We start from the raw sequence: 13,871 nt of genomic DNA, 5'->3' as shown, positions 1-13,871 counted from the left end.
TCGGGGCCGGACCACGGGTCGGGCCCGGGACCCGGGACGGGCCCGGGACCCGGGACGGGCCCGGGACCCGGGACGGGGGGCAGGGTCGGCGGCGGCATCGGGTTCAAGCCAGGGACCGGAGGGTGAGGGTGTCGTCGGGATCGTCCCACAGGAGGACCAACCGGTCTCCCCCCAAAAGCTGTCGGCGATCGCCGCCGGGTGCGCCCGCAGCCGCGACGGCCGCCGCCCTGCGCACCGCGCGCACGCGGGCGGGCAGCGCGAGCACGTCGAGTGCGCCGGGGTCGGGCGGCCGCCCGTCCTCGCCGGGCGGTGCCAGCAGACCGAGCAGGTCGCCCGCGGACCCGTCGGGGCCGGCGCCCCCGGCGCCCCCCGTCCGCCCCGCCCCGGCGTGCGCGAAGCCGCCCGGAGCCGCCTGCGCGGCCCCCGGCTCCGCGTCCCGGCCGGAGCCGCCACGCGCCGACCAGGTCCGCTCCGTTCCCGCGGACACGGACGCGGACGCGGGGCCGCGGTGCCAGAGGGCCACCGGCACACCGCCCTCCAGCACCGCCTCCACCACCGCCGAGGTCCGCGCCCCGGCCCGGGTGTGCGCCAGTACGCACGCGGGCGCCGGTCCCGCGCCCAGTTCCATGCCGAGCCCGTCGCCCGCGTCCGCGTCGGCCACCACGCGGACCGCGTCCGGGTGCCGGCCGCCCTGGGACCACAGCCAGCGCCATTTGCCCCGCCACTCGGCGCCGGTGTCCTCGCGTTCCTGCGGGCAGCGCACCACCACCTGGTAGAGCGCCCCCAGGGGCCGGGTCCGCCTGCCCGGGCCGCGCGGGACCGGCCACTGGTCGAAGTCCAGGGCCAGCAGCTCGTACGGCACGTGGAACTCGATCCGCTCCACCGCCCCGGACAGCCGCCCGGCCGCCGCGTCGGCGCCCAACACCTTGCCGGCCGCAGCGAGTTGCCGCACGAGCGCGTCCCGCACCGCTTCCAGCCGGACCGGCTCCCCCTCCGATTCCCAGATGTGCTCGGTCGCCTCCCGCCGCAGCCACATCCGGGCGCGGAACCCGTCCTCCCCGCCCGCCGGCGTCTCCAGGCGCACGTGCAGGACCGTCTTGCGCGGCGGCGGGGGCGGGGGCGGCAGCGCGGGCAGGCCGAGGCGTTCGCGGGTGGCGCGCACCCAGTCGCGCACCCGGGCCGCCCACCGCTCGTCTCCCGCCGCCCCCTGTTCCGCGAGGAACCGTACGAAGGGCACCACGAGCGGCATTCCGCCCGGCCCCCCGTGGCGTTCGTCGAGGTCTTGGGCCACCTCCAGCAGGGTGTCTCCGGGCAGGCCGCCCCGGACGGGGGCCGCGCAGCCGGCCGCCCGGAACGCCCACAGGTACGCCTCGTACGCGCAGCGCGGCAGGTCGCGGTCCTCGAAGAGCTCACCCAGCCCGTCCCAGGCGCTCTGGTCGAGGCGGCCCGCGCGCGGCGGCGCCGGCCCGGGCGCTTCGTCAGCGGGGAAGTCGAGGAAGGAGGAGGCGTCCCAGTCGCGGTCCACGACGAACTGCGGGAGCTGCCAGCCTTCGCCGCGTTCACGCAGGCCCAGGAAGGTGTGGTGGATGGAGCGGGCGGTGTCGGAGAGGCCGGAGACGGCCTCGCGCACCGTGCGTTCGGCGAGTTCGGCGAGGAGCTCCTCGGTGAAGCGGCCGGCGCCGCGCTCGGCGTCGTTCTTGGCGGCCTCGCCCTCGCGGGAGGCGTACAGCCGGAACTGGCGCCGCCCGGGGACGGTCGCGCCGCCGCCGTAGTCGCTGGTCCCGAAGTTCCATCGGGCGTCGCGGGGCGCGTCGACCCGGCAGGCGTCCACCAAGGCGGCCTGGTACCGGAAGAGCTCGCGCTTGACGAGATTGGTGCGCCACCAGCGCAGCGCGGAGTCGAGGTTGAGGTGGCGGATCTGGCCGGGCCGGGCGTCCGTGGAGGGCAGCATCAGTTCGCCGCGGCGCGGTTCCGTATAGCCGTGCCCGGCCCAGAAGACGAGGAGCAAGTCCCCCTCGCAGGCGGGGAGTTCCTCGAACAGTACCGATTTCACGTTCGCCTCGGTCGCCGGGCGGTGCGTGCCGCGCAGGGCCGCCAGCCCGGCCGAACCGGACCAGTCGAGCGCGTCCGGGTCGTCGAGCGCGGACAGCAGCAGCCGTACGTGAGCCGGCGGCACCCCTCCCGGGCCGGTGAGCCAGCGGGCGAACCGCAGGGCGTCGCGGGCCGGGCCGCGCAGGTTCCAGTGACGGCTGATCTCGTACCTCTCGACCCCGGCGACGAGCGCGAAGGTGCGCGGTCCCAGGTCGGGGGGCAGGAGGTCGAGGGGGTTCACCCGATCTCCGCTTCGGCCACCGCCCGTTCGATGCACGCATAGAGCGAGTCCTGTTTCCAGTAGGCGCTGTGGCAGGCCGGGAAGGGCTGGCGGCTGCCGATCTCCTGGTCGCTCACGCGCGGGTCGCCGGGGAAGACGGGCTCGGCGAGGTAGGAGAGCACGTCCTGGCGGTCGTAGACGTTGAGCCAGCGCGGGAAGGCGTACGGGAGCTTGCTGCCCGGTACGACCCCGGCCAGCGCCCCGAGTTCGTGGAGGAAGGGCGCCTGCGAGCCGACGGTGACGAGCAGTTCGACCCCGGGCACGGGCTCGCCGCGGGCGGCGGCGAGGGCGAGGAGGTCCACCAGGGCGATGCCGCCGAGGCTGTGGCCGATGAGTACGGTCGGCCCCGGCTCGGCGGTGATCCGCTCGTGCAGGAACGTGCGGAGGTCGGCGCCCCGGGCCTGGTAGCGCAGGATGTCGCCGAGCGCGGGGGTGGCCCCGACGGTGAGGGAGCCGCGCCAGGCGTTGAGCAGCGGCTGGGTGGTGACGCGCATCGCGAGCCGGCCGAGGACGGCGGCGGCCCGGGCGCCGGGAACCCGGGCGTCGCCACCGAGGCGGGCGGTGATCAGCTCGACGAGGCGGTCGCGTTCGGTTCCGGTGCAGTCGGCCTCGGCTCCGGCCGAGGCGAGGGCGGCAGCGGTCACCGCGCGGGCCAGGACCTTGGCCAGCTCGCGGGCCTGCGGCTCGGCGGTGGCCCGGCCACCGGCGCGGGCGGCCTCGGCGGAGCGGGAAACGGCCTCCAGGGCGGCGGGGAATCCGGCGGCGAGCCCGGTGCCGAGCAGCAGTGCGGCCTGTTCGCCGCCGCCCTGGACCCCGGGGACTTCGGCGAGCAGCTCCAGCACGCGCTCGCCCGCGGACCGCACGCCGGGCATGGCGAAGGCGTCATCGCCCAGGTCACCGCCGAACCCTCCGCTGGAGTCTCCGTCGAAGTCACCGCTGGAGTCTCCGCCGGGTTCGCGGCCGAAGTCGCCTTCGGGATCGCCCCAGGGGCCACCGCCGGACCCGCCGTCGGAGCCGCCGCCGGCCCCGGTGTCCCAGCCGGCTTCCGCCAGGACCCGCAGCTCGCAGAGCGGGTCGGCGACCAGCAGCCCCCACTCGGCGACCTCCTCGTCGTCGGCTCCGGAGACCGCGCCGGGGGCGCCCAGTCCGGGCACCGACCGCCCGTGGGCGCTCAGGGTGGCCCCGTACCGCTCGCCCCAGAAGCAGGAGTCGACGACCGCGCCGGGGAACCGGGCGGTCAGCCGGTCCCGGATCAGGGCGAAGAGCGTGTCGTGCCGCTCGCGCCGCACCCCCGTGCCGTGCACCAACAGAAATCGCATCGCGGCTCCGCCCCCTCGCACCGTCGTCCCCGCTCGGCACGATAGCGCCGCGCGGCGAACGGGGCCCCTGGAACGTGCAGTTCGGAAGATCCGGCCCGGTGGGCGAGGCGTTCACATCTGTTCCGGACCGGAATTCCCAGAAGTACAGCCGGGAGCGGTCGGGCGACGGGCGGAGCAGGGCGCGAACGGCTGGGCGGCGGCCAAGCGGTGACGCAGCGCAGGCCATACGGGCAGCACCCGCGCGCGCTTCGTGGAGAACCGCGCTACACCGGCTACGGCAGCCTGCTGGGGACGGGCACGTACAACTTCAGCTTCACCGGAGACAAGGTGGAGTTCTACCGTTCCTAGCGATGTCGGCCGCTATCGGCCGAGTCGCTGTAAACCGGGCTGGCCGGTTGTCCTCCCGAACGGTTTTGGGGGATGGGGAACAGTGCGAGCTGGTCGCTTCGGTCCCGGCAGGTCTTGCCACCCGGGTTGGGTGTGCCTGTGGTCCTTGGCGGTCTCGTGTTCCCTCGCGCCCTCGGTACGGTGACGGTCTGGCCGGTAGCTCTCCGTACGACGATCCTCTGGTCGTGTGCGGTCACACCTGGCCGACGCCGCGTCCCGTGTCCGAGGGCGCGTCTGCCGATCGCCACCGAGGCCGCATGATGCCCGGTGACGGTCGTCTTCGATTGCTGTTGAAGCGGCTGCTTCCAGTGCTGGGCTCCCCAGCGGCTGGTGTAGGCGGGGTCGACGGCGATGACGACGAGGCCGGCGTGGTGGGCCATGCCGGATAGCCGATCGCGGAATCTCGCAGTCGGCAGGCCTGAGACGGTGCGGCGGAACGTCTTGCCGCGCGTGCCCCGGCCCATCGTCTCGCGGCCGGTGGCGCGGGCGTCGGCGAAGCCAAGGTTTTCGATCGCCATGCCGGCGCGGCCCTGTTGGTGGGCGAGGTGAATGAGTTCACTGATCGCGGCGCGCAGCCGCCCGTCGCGCTGAGACGTGGGGCCGGCCAGGTTAGTGGGCACAGTGATTGGCTGCCCGACGGGGTTGCCGTGGGCGTCGACGACGCAGGCGGCGAGGTGCCCGGCGTTGAGGTCCACGGCCAGGAGCCGGATACCGGTTGCGGCCAGCTCGACAAGGGTCGGGACAGGCTCTGTCGGGGTGGACCACGAGGCGTCGAGGTACCAGCGCCCGCGTTCGGGATCGCACACGATGTCGTAGCGCACGGCCCGGTTGGCAGTGACCCGGTCCAGCCATTCGCCTTGGCGGTGATTGAAGGTGACCGTGCAGGCGAGCCGGTATCGGCCGCGCGGTGCGTTGGCGAGGTGCCTGAGCGGTTCGGGCAGGACGATCACGACCGTCCCGTCAGCCGGATCGGCGCTGATCGTGTAGTTCCCGTACGGCGCTCTGGACTCCCCGTCAGCGGTCAGGAACAAGCGCTGCGCGTCCCACCGCTCCCGCCACTCGGTGTCCCTGAGTCCGGCGTCGGCGAGGTTGTGCCGGATCTTGGCGAGCCTTCGGCCGCCGACCACGATTGCTGGAACGCGGGACTGCCGCAGCTCGGGGTCAAGGTGCCGGACACCGGGACCCGGATCTCGGTGGTGAAGGAGGCCGCGGCGGGGCCCTGACGACGGTGCGGCTCAGCCCGTCGAAGTGACCTCCCGAGGCTGAGCGGGGGGGGGTGGCGGAGACCGCCGGTCAGTGGCGCACCAGGCAGAACGGGTGCCCGGCCGGATCGGCGTAGACCCGCCACCCCTCCCCCGCCCGGTCCCCGTCCAGCAGGGCGGCGCCGCAGGACATGACCTCCGCATGGGCCGCGTCCAGGTCCGCGACGGCGAAGTCGAGGTGGATCTGCTGGGGCCGGGCCGGGTCCGGCCAGCGGGGCGGCCGGTGGTCCTCCGCGTACTGGAAGGCGAGGACCGCACCGGCGGGGAGGTGCAGGGTCGCCCAGGTGGCGTCGGTCGCCCAGCGCCGGTCGGGACGGTTGACCTCGCCGCCGGCCAGGCACTGGTAGAACGCGGCCAGCGCCGCCGGGTCGGGGCAGTCCAGCACCACGCACTGCAGCTCGGCGATCATGGGGCCGATCCTAGCCCTCCACTCCTTCCCCTCCCCCGCAGGTTTCCCTGCCCCGCAGGTTCCCCTCCCCCCCTCCTACGCGCTCCGGCGCGCGCCCCGCTCCGCCGACGGGCCCCGGCGGACCGGCGGGCCGTGATGGGCCGGGTAGGCGGTGGTGTGGGGGCTCGCCGGAAGGTGCCGCCTGGACAGGACGCGGACCATCGTGACGGGGTCGAGCAGGGTGCCCGGCGGCCGGGTCAGCGACAGCACCCCGAAGAACCGGGAGGCGATCGCCTGGTCGGTGTTGGCTCCGGCCATCACGCGGGACATGTAGCGCTGCAGGATCCGCGTGGCCCGGTCCGGCGCCGGTCCCTCCGTCACCGGATAGCGCATGTCCTCGCTGGTGGCGATCTGCCAGGGCACGGCGGCCGTCGCGAGGGTCCGGCGCTGGATCCGGCGGGAGGCCGCGGCGATCTCCGCCGGGTTCAGGGTGCGGATCTCCTTGGCCAGGGCTTCGGCGGCGAGCGCGGCGGCCGTCATTCCGTGCCCGTACACGGGGTTGACCCGGCAGGCGGCGTCGCCGAGCACCAGGAACCCGGCCGGCCAGCGCTCCAGGCGCTCGTAATGGCGCCATTCGTTCGCCGTGTTCCGGAAGGCGGTGGGCGAGGACAGCGGGACCGCGCTCCGGATCGCGTCGTACAGGGCCGGACTGCGCAGGCTCCGGGCGAAGGGGAGGAACTCCTCGTCCCGTACGGACGGGGCGTGTTCGCCGTTGCCGACGAGGGTCACCAGCCAGCGGTCCCCGTCCAGCGGCACCAGCACGCCGCCGCGCGGGAGCTCGGGCCGGCCCTGGACGTACATGCCCTGCCAGCGCCGGCCCGGATCGTCCGGGATCTCGAAGTAGCGGCTGGAGTAACCGAGATGGGAGTCGTAGCGGGTGACCGCGGGAGCGGGGTGGCCGAGCGCCGCGAGCCAGGCGGGGGCCTTGGAGGAGCGTCCGGTCGCGTCGACGACGAGGCGTGCGTCCAGCCGTTCGCCGCCGCGCAGTTCCACCCCGCTCACGGTGCGGCCGTCCGGCCCGGCGACGAGTCCGGTGGCGGCCGCACCGGCCCGGATCCGGACGCGTGGGTTGCGGAGCACCTCCGCCCGTACCGTCGTGTCGAGCAACTCCCGGCTGGCGAGCAGCACTCTGGACCCGGACACGGGCCCGAACCAGTCGGCCGGGCTGAGCCAGAGGAAATCACGCGGCGAGTCGAAGAGGCCGGCCCCCGCCGCCACCAGCTTGCCGGTGACGCCCGGCAGCATCAGCTCGATCAGCTCCGCACCCCGGGACCACAGCACGTGCACGTGCCGGGACTGGGGTATCCCGGGCCTGAAGACCGCTTCTCCCAGCGGCAGTTCGTCTCGCTCGATCAGGGTGACCCGGGAGAACCGCATCGCGAGCACGCGTGCGGCCAGCAGCCCGGCCATACCCGCGCCGAGGACCACGGCATGGTCCCCGGCTCGGTCCCCCGCGTGGTGCCTGGCGCGGTCCCCCGCATGGTGCTCGGCCTGGCGCTCGGCATGCGGGCCGGTGGTGGTACGTAGGTGGTTGTCCGTCGCGTCGTCGTCCATGCCGCCGAGTGTGGGCGCCGACGGGGCGGCCTGGTCAGGGCCCGGACGGGGCGCCCGGAGGCTCGACGGGGGCGGACGGGCTCATACCGGGGCGCGCCCCGGCCGGGACCGCCGCCGGAAACGCCGCGGACCCCCGCCGGACCTCCCCCGCATCAGGGGCAGAGGACGGTCCAGGTGACCTTCACGTGCCCTCCGTCGTCCCCGCGGAACTCGCTGGTACGGGTCCCCGGCTGATCGGTGTACGGATCCCACGCCACCGTGCCCCGGGCGAGCAGGTCGTCGGCCGAGGAGGCGTCGTAGTCCCAGAGGAAGACGCCGATCTCGAACGGCCCGGGCCCGTACGTGGCCCCCGAGCCGACGCGCTGGTAGAAGTACGGGTCGGGGTCGGTGCGGTCGCCCCGGTTGGGGAAGGTCGACGGGTCCGAGCCGGAGCGCGACCACACGGCGGTGCGCGCGCCGTCGCCGGTCCGGACCGCGATGTCCCCGTAGAGCGCGGGGCGGGTCGTACCGTCGTCGAAGTAGGTCAGCTCCGCCTGGTCCACGCGGACCCGGCAGGCGGGGACGCCCTGCGCCGGGGTGACGGTGTAGGTGACGGAGGCTTCGCCGCCGTCCACACCTGCCATCCGGGCGGTGAACCGGCCGAAGCCGAGGGACGGGTCCCAGTGCACGCGGCCGGCGGCCATCACGTCGTCGTTGTTCCCGGCGCTGTGGTCCGCGTCGGTGAGGTAGGCGGTGACGGTGGCCCGGCCGCTGAAGACCTGGCTGCGGGTGCTGTCGTCGAGCCCGAACCAGGGATCGTGATCCGGGAACGCGGTCGCGCCGGACCGGTCCCGGCGCCACAGGGAGCGGGCGGTCCCGTCGGTGGTCAGGGTGAGGCCGTCGTACAGCTCGGGTCCGTCCTCCCCGCCGGAGGTGAAGCGCGCCGAGTCCACGGTGATCCGGAACGGCCCCGTCTTCAGCTCCACTTCGCTCACCGGGTCCTTGGAGAACTCCGCGACGAGCTGCCGGCGGACCCAGTCGTTGCCGAGCAGTCCGTAGTGCGAGGGACAGCCGCTGTCGCCCACCGGCAGGACGTGGTTGACGGCTCCCGCCAGCTCGGTGGAGCGCGGGGCGCGACCGTCGCCGGGCGGGATCTGCTGGTCGCAGGTGGAGCTGATGGTGGTGTAGCGGGTGGCTCCCGGGGTTTCGTCGCCCGCGTTGAGGGCGGTCAGGAAGGGGCTGCCGGGGGTCATGTCCGCGAGCGAGGCCGCGTGGATGTCGCAGAAGGCGGCGAAGGGCCCGCAGGGCGCGGCGTCCCCCGCTCCGTGGTTGGGCCCGCCGAGCGAGACCCAGGCGCGGAGCCGGGAACTCCCGCCGTCCTTCAGGTACTTGCGGGTGAGCAACGAGCCCATGCTGTGGGCGACCACGTCGACCGGACGGTCGCCGAACCGTTCGGTCAGGAAGGCGCCGAAGCGGGCGGCGTTGGAGTCGTTGGTGGCGGCCCAGTCGTAGCCGAATTCGGCGAGGTCGCCGGCGAGCCACCCCTGGGCGAGCAGATGGTCCTCCAGCCCGTCGAGGGAGGCCGCGGTGTCCCCGAACCCGTGCACGAGGACGACCGGTGTGCGCCGCTGCGCACGGAAGGCGCTCTCCTCGTCGTGCGCGGCCCGCGCGGCCGGGGCGGTGAGCAGGGTGGCGACGAGCGCCGCGACGAGCGCCGCGACGAAGGCCGCGACGAAGGCCGCGGCCAGGCGCGGCACCAGGCGCCGCGGGCCCGGCGAGATCCGAAAGAGACGGCCTGGAACCAGGAGCATCGGGAACCACCGGGGCGCGGGCAGGGCGGATCTGCGCATGGCTCTCCCAGGGACGCGGCGTGACACGACCGGGCTGGAGGCCGAAGCCCGGAGCTCGAACTCGGCAGCCCGAAGTGACTGGCGAGTAGCAAGCTAACCCCCGGGGATTCAGTGCGATAGAGCCGCGTACGAGACTCCGGTGAGCTTTTCCGAAGCGCGCCAGAGGCGTTCGCCGGACTTGTCGTCCAGGGTCCATTTCGCCCGCCAGGAGCGGTGCGGCGCGCCGCGAACGCTGAACCGCGGTCCGATGAACTCGTCCGGCCGGACCCCGGGGGCGGTGGCCGCGTACAGGGTGGGCTGCGCGCCGGAGGCCGCGGACTGGGCGATGACCCCGTTGCCGATGGCGATGCCGATGCCGTTGGCGGCGACCGCCAGCCGTGACGTGAGGGTGGTGCCGGCCTGCGGGGCCGCCGCGACGTGCAGGTTGGTGGAGGCGTAGCCGGGGTGGGCGGCGGCCGCGACGATCCCGGATCCGGCGGTCGCCAGGCGCCGGGCGAGCTCGTGGGTGAAGAGCAGGTTCGCGGTCTTGGAACGGCCGTAGGCGATCCAGCGCCGGTAGTTCCGCTCACTGCCCAGGTCCTCGTGGTCCACGTCCCCGAAGACGTGGAAGCCGCTGGAGACGTTGACGATCCGGGCTCCGGGCGGGGCGTCGAGGAGCCGGGGCAGCAGAAGTCCGGTGAGGGCGAAGTGCCCGAGGTGGTTGACCCCGAACTGTGTCTCGAACCCGTCGGCGGTGCGGCCGTACGGCAGCGCCATCACGCCGGCGTTGTTGACGAGGAGGTCGAGGGTGCCCGGGCCCCGGCGCCGCCCGTACGCGGCCGCGAACTCCCGCACGGAGGACAGGTCGGCGAGGTCCAGCGCCATGAACTCCACCTCGGCGCCCGGAACTTCCGCGCGCAGCGCGACTTCGGCGGCCCGCCCCCGGGCCGCACTCCGGCAGGCCAGCACCACCGAGGCGCCGCGGCGAGCGAGTTCCCTGGCGGCGGCGAAGCCGATCCCGCTGTTGCCTCCGGTGACGACGGCCGTACGTCCGCTCTGGTCCGGGATCCCGGTGGCCTTCCAGCCCGCCATGGCAACTCCTCCCTCCCGGCGGTCCCACGACCCACCGGACCCCGCACCCTACTCCCGGGTCCGGTGGTGCTCGCCGGAGAGCCCGGCCGCCAGGCGGGCAGGGCGGGCCCAGTAGGCTGCGGGTCCACCCGCTTCCCGTACCCAGAGGTCCACCCAGTGAGCTCCGCACCGCCCCCCGTACCCGTGTCGGTCATCGGCCTCGGCGCAGACGGCTGGGACGGGCTGACCGCTCCCGCCCGGGCCGCGCTGGCCGGGGCCGAGGTGCTGATCGGCGGCCCCCGGCAGCTGGACCTGCTCCCGCCCGGGGAGTGCGGCGGCGCCCGTGTGGCGTGGCCCAGCCCGTTGCGCCCGGCCGTGCCGAAGCTGATGGCGGAGCACGCCGGCCGCCGCATCGCGGTGCTGGCCAGCGGCGACCCGATGTTCTACGGGATCGGCCGGGCCCTCTCCGAGGAGCTCGGTCCGGGCGCCCTGCACGTCCTGCCGCACCCCTCCTCCGTGTCCTACGCCTGTGCCCGCCTCGGCTGGCCGGTGGAGGACACCGAGGTGGTCACCGTGGTCGGCCGCCCGGTGGCCCGCCTCGCGGCCGCGCTGTACGAGGGTCGCCGGGTGCTGGTGCTGAGCGCCGGAGCACTGACCGCAAACGAGATCGCCGCTCTGCTTCGAGAGCGGGGCTTCGGCCCCAGCCGGATGCGCGTCCTGGAACAGCTCGGCTCCGAGCAGGAGGACGCGTACGAGGGCCTCGCCCAGACCTGGGACCACCCGCCCGGCGACCCCCTCAACGTGGTCGCCGTCGACTGCCACCGCGACCCCCGCGCCGAAGCCCCCCGGCTCGGCGCGACCCCCGGTCTGCCCGACGCCGCCTACGAGCACGACGGCCAGCTCACCAAGCGCCACGTCCGCGCCGCCACCCTGTGCGCCCTCGCCCCCGCCCCCGGCGAACTGCTGTGGGACATCGGCGGCGGCTCCGGCTCCATCGGCATCGAGTGGATGCGCACGCACCCCTCCTGCCGGGCGGTGACCGTGGAGCGGGTGACGGAGCGGGCCGCGCGGATCACCCGTAACGCGGCCGCGCTCGGCGTGCCCGCCCTGCGCGTGGTCACCGGCTCCGCACCCGGCGCCCTCGCCGGGCTGCCCGCCCCAGACGCGGTGTTCATCGGCGGCGGCCTGACCGCGCCGGGCCTGCTCGACGCGGCCTGGGAGGCCCTGGCCCCCGGTGGCCGGCTCGTGGTCAACACCGTCACCCTGGAGTCGGAGGCGGTCCTCACCGACCGCTACCGCCGCCACGGCGGCGAACTGGTCAAACTGGCCGTCGCGCACGCCGTACCGGTCGGCGGTTTCACCGGCTGGCGCCAGGCGATGCCCGTCACCCAGTGGACGGTCACCAAGCCGCACCCGTCCGCCCCGCCTCACCCGCATGCCCAGCCCCACCCGCCCCACCCGCACGCCCAGCCCGACCCCGAAATGGTGGATCAGACGATATGACCGTGTACTTCATCGGTGCGGGCCCCGGCGCCGCCGACCTGATCACGGTGCGCGGCGCCCGGACGCTGGCCGCCGCCCCCGTCTGCCTGTACGCGGGCAGCCTGGTCCCGCGCGAACTGCTCGCCGAATGCCCGCCGGACGCCCGCCTGATCGACACCGCGCAGCTGAACCTGGACGAGATCATCGCCGAGTGCGTACGCGCGCACGCGGCGGGCCAGGACGTGGCCCGGCTCCACTCCGGCGACCCGTCCGTCTTCAGCGCCGTCGCGGAGCAGATGCGGCGCCTCGACGCGGCCGGCATCCCCTACGAGGTCGTCCCCGGCGTCCCCGCCTTCGCCGCGGCGGCCGCCGCGCTGAAGCGGGAACTGACCGTCCCCACCGTCGGCCAGACCGTGATCCTGACCCGGATCTCCCAGCAGGCCACGCCGATGCCGCCCGGCGAGGACCTCGCCACGCTGGGCCGCAGCGGAGCCCTGCTGGTGCTGCACCTGGCCACCCGCTACGTGGACCGGGTCGTGGACGAACTCCTGCCGCACTACGGGGCCGAGTGCCCGGCGGCGGTGGTGGCGATGGCCAGCCGCCCCGACGAGCTGATCCTGCGCGGGACGCTGGCCGACATCGCCGCCCAGGTGAAGGAGGCCGGGCTGGTCCGCACGGCCGTCATCCTGGTGGGCCGCACCCTGGGAGCCGAGCAGTTCCGCGACAGCCACCTGTACTCCGCCGAGCGCGACCGGCATGCGTGTTGATCCCGGTGGCCCCGGCGCCGGCCCGCTGCCGCACGTCCTGATCCTCGGCGGCACCACCGAGGCGAGGCGCCTGGCGGAGTCACTGACCGCCGGCCCGGACTCCGCCCGGGTGACCACCTCGCTGGCCGGCCGGGTCGCCGCCCCGGTGCTCCCGCCCGGCGAAACCCGGATCGGCGGCTTCGGCGGTCCCGACGGGCTGGCGGCCTGGATCACCGCGCACGGGGTCACGCACCTGGTCGACGCCACCCACCCCTTCGCGGAGCGGATGAGCTTCAACGCGGCCGGGGCGGCCGCCCTTTCGGGCGTTCCGCTGCTCGCGCTGCGCCGTCCCGGCTGGACCCCGGGCCCCGGGGACGACTGGCACGTCGCGGACTCCCTCACCGAGGCGGCCGCCCTGCTCCCGGACCTCGGCGCCCGCGTCTTCCTGACCACCGGCCGGATGGGACTGCACAGCTTCGCGCACCTCACCGAGCCCTGGTTCCTGGTGCGTTCGGTGGATCCGCCGGCCGCGCCCGCACCGCCGCGCCTCGAAGTGCTGCTCGCCCGCGGCCCGTTCACCCTCGCCGACGAGCGGGAGCTGCTGTCCCGCCACCGCATCGACCTGCTGGTCACCAAGGACAGCGGCGGCTCGGCCACCGCCCCCAAGCTCACCGCCGCGCGCGAGGCCGGCGTCCCGGTCCTGCTGGTGCGCCGCCCGCCGGTGCCGCAGGGCGTCCCGCAGACCGGCTCGGTGGACGAGGTCCGGCGCTGGCTGTCCCGCTGAGGGGCGGGGCCGGACAGCGCGGGGCCGGACGCCGCGGAGCCGGACGCCGCGGAGCCCGACAGCGCGGGGCCGGACGGCGCGGAGCCGGACACGCCGAGGGATCACGGAGGATCGATTCGCCGCCCGGAGCCCTCCTAGGGTCGTGCCCGCAACGCCCGACCCGCCCCCACGGAAACGGATCCACTCCCTCATGAAGCTCCGCACCGCCGCCACCACCGCCGGCGCCGCCATGGCGGCCTTCGCCCTGATCCTGTCCCTGCCCGGTTCGGCACTCGCCGCCGAAGGCTACTTCCACTACAAGTACGTCGACGCGTACGCGCAGGAGCAGCACGTCACCCTGCACGACCCGCACAGCGGCAAGTGCGTCAACCTCTACGCGGTCGGCGACGACGAGGTCCAGCCCGGCTACGGCCCGCACAACGACACGGACTCCGCCGTGATCGTCTACACGGGAGCCAACTGCCAGGGCTCGGAGTGGAGGCTGCGCGCGCACGGAAACCCGGCCCGCGACGACCTCCTGGTCCGCTCCGTGCGCTTCGCGGTCAACCCCGGCTAGCGGCGCCGGAGCACGGCGAAACCGGCCCCGCCGAGCCGATGCTCGACGGGGCCGGTGCTCAGCGGACCGGGCGGCTCCGGCTC

12 protein-coding genes are annotated in these 13,871 nt (G+C 74.8%); 5 read left to right on the top strand and 7 right to left on the bottom strand.

Translation table 11 applies throughout. The features are described 5' to 3' along the window. Positions 1-103: 103 nt before the first annotated feature. Both ACIQV3_RS19240 and ACIQV3_RS19235 read right to left on the bottom strand, forming a co-directional pair. Positions 104-2,332 (bottom strand): hypothetical protein, encoded by a 2,229-nt coding sequence (locus ACIQV3_RS19240; RefSeq protein WP_403713587.1) that lies wholly within the window; start codon positions 2,330-2,332, stop codon positions 104-106. Continuing rightward, complete coding sequence (locus tag ACIQV3_RS19235; protein WP_403713586.1) at positions 2,329-3,690, bottom strand: hypothetical protein; 1,362 nt, start codon at positions 3,688-3,690, stop codon at positions 2,329-2,331. The genes ACIQV3_RS19240 and ACIQV3_RS19235 overlap by 4 nt, the downstream gene beginning before the upstream one ends. 207 nt (positions 3,691-3,897) lie before the next feature. Between ACIQV3_RS19235 and ACIQV3_RS19230 the strand changes: the two genes are divergently transcribed. Then, positions 3,898-4,038: a hypothetical protein gene (locus ACIQV3_RS19230; RefSeq protein WP_403713585.1), complete on the top strand. Its 141-nt coding sequence runs from the start codon at positions 3,898-3,900 to the stop codon at positions 4,036-4,038. Here the strand turns inward: ACIQV3_RS19230 and ACIQV3_RS19225 are convergent. The 5 genes from ACIQV3_RS19225 to ACIQV3_RS19205 form a co-directional block, all read right to left on the bottom strand. Beyond that, complete coding sequence (locus ACIQV3_RS19225; RefSeq protein ID WP_403713584.1) at positions 4,035-5,204, bottom strand: hypothetical protein; 1,170 nt, start codon at positions 5,202-5,204, stop codon at positions 4,035-4,037. The two genes, ACIQV3_RS19230 and ACIQV3_RS19225, sit on opposite strands and share 4 nt — an antisense overlap. Before the next feature lie 166 nt (positions 5,205-5,370). Further along, complete coding sequence (locus ACIQV3_RS19220; protein WP_403713583.1) at positions 5,371-5,748, bottom strand: VOC family protein; 378 nt, start codon at positions 5,746-5,748, stop codon at positions 5,371-5,373. Positions 5,749-5,823: 75 nt separating this feature from the next. Continuing rightward, complete coding sequence (locus tag ACIQV3_RS19215) at positions 5,824-7,341, bottom strand: NAD(P)/FAD-dependent oxidoreductase (RefSeq protein ID WP_403713581.1); 1,518 nt, start codon at positions 7,339-7,341, stop codon at positions 5,824-5,826. Between the two features lie 152 nt (positions 7,342-7,493). Further along, positions 7,494-9,170 carry an esterase/lipase family protein gene (locus ACIQV3_RS19210; protein WP_403713580.1) on the bottom strand — a complete coding sequence of 559 codons (1,677 nt, stop codon included), beginning with the start codon at positions 9,168-9,170 and terminating at the stop codon, positions 7,494-7,496. A 108-nt stretch (positions 9,171-9,278) separates the two neighbouring features. Continuing rightward, entirely contained in the window at positions 9,279-10,241 is a 963-nt protein-coding gene (locus tag ACIQV3_RS19205) for an oxidoreductase (RefSeq protein WP_403713579.1), read from the bottom strand. 156 nt (positions 10,242-10,397) lie between these two features. Here ACIQV3_RS19205 and cbiE point away from each other — a divergent pair, with 156 nt between their 5' ends. The 4 genes from cbiE (at position 10,398) to ACIQV3_RS19185 (ending at position 13,788) form a co-directional block, all read left to right on the top strand. After that, on the top strand, positions 10,398-11,723 hold the full coding sequence (cbiE, locus tag ACIQV3_RS19200) for a precorrin-6y C5,15-methyltransferase (decarboxylating) subunit CbiE (RefSeq protein WP_403713578.1): 1,326 nt from the start codon (positions 10,398-10,400) through the stop codon (positions 11,721-11,723). Next, on the top strand, positions 11,720-12,469 hold the full coding sequence (cobM, locus tag ACIQV3_RS19195; protein WP_266903575.1) for a precorrin-4 C(11)-methyltransferase: 750 nt from the start codon (positions 11,720-11,722) through the stop codon (positions 12,467-12,469). The genes cbiE and cobM overlap by 4 nt, the downstream gene beginning before the upstream one ends. Continuing rightward, positions 12,459-13,232, top strand: a complete 774-nt coding sequence (locus ACIQV3_RS19190; protein ID WP_403713576.1) for a cobalt-precorrin-6A reductase — start codon at positions 12,459-12,461, stop codon at positions 13,230-13,232. The genes cobM and ACIQV3_RS19190 overlap by 11 nt, the downstream gene beginning before the upstream one ends. A 190-nt stretch (positions 13,233-13,422) precedes the next feature. After that, on the top strand, positions 13,423-13,788 hold the full coding sequence (locus ACIQV3_RS19185; RefSeq protein ID WP_403713575.1) for a hypothetical protein: 366 nt from the start codon (positions 13,423-13,425) through the stop codon (positions 13,786-13,788). The last annotated feature ends 83 nt before the right edge of the window (positions 13,789-13,871 follow it).

Origin of the sequence: Streptomyces sp. NPDC099050 (assembly GCF_044759865.1) — a bacterium.
Taxonomy (GTDB): domain Bacteria; phylum Actinomycetota; class Actinomycetes; order Streptomycetales; family Streptomycetaceae; genus Streptomyces.
Note: the sequence above shows the minus strand (reverse complement) of the source record. Positions and strands in the feature narration are given on the sequence as shown.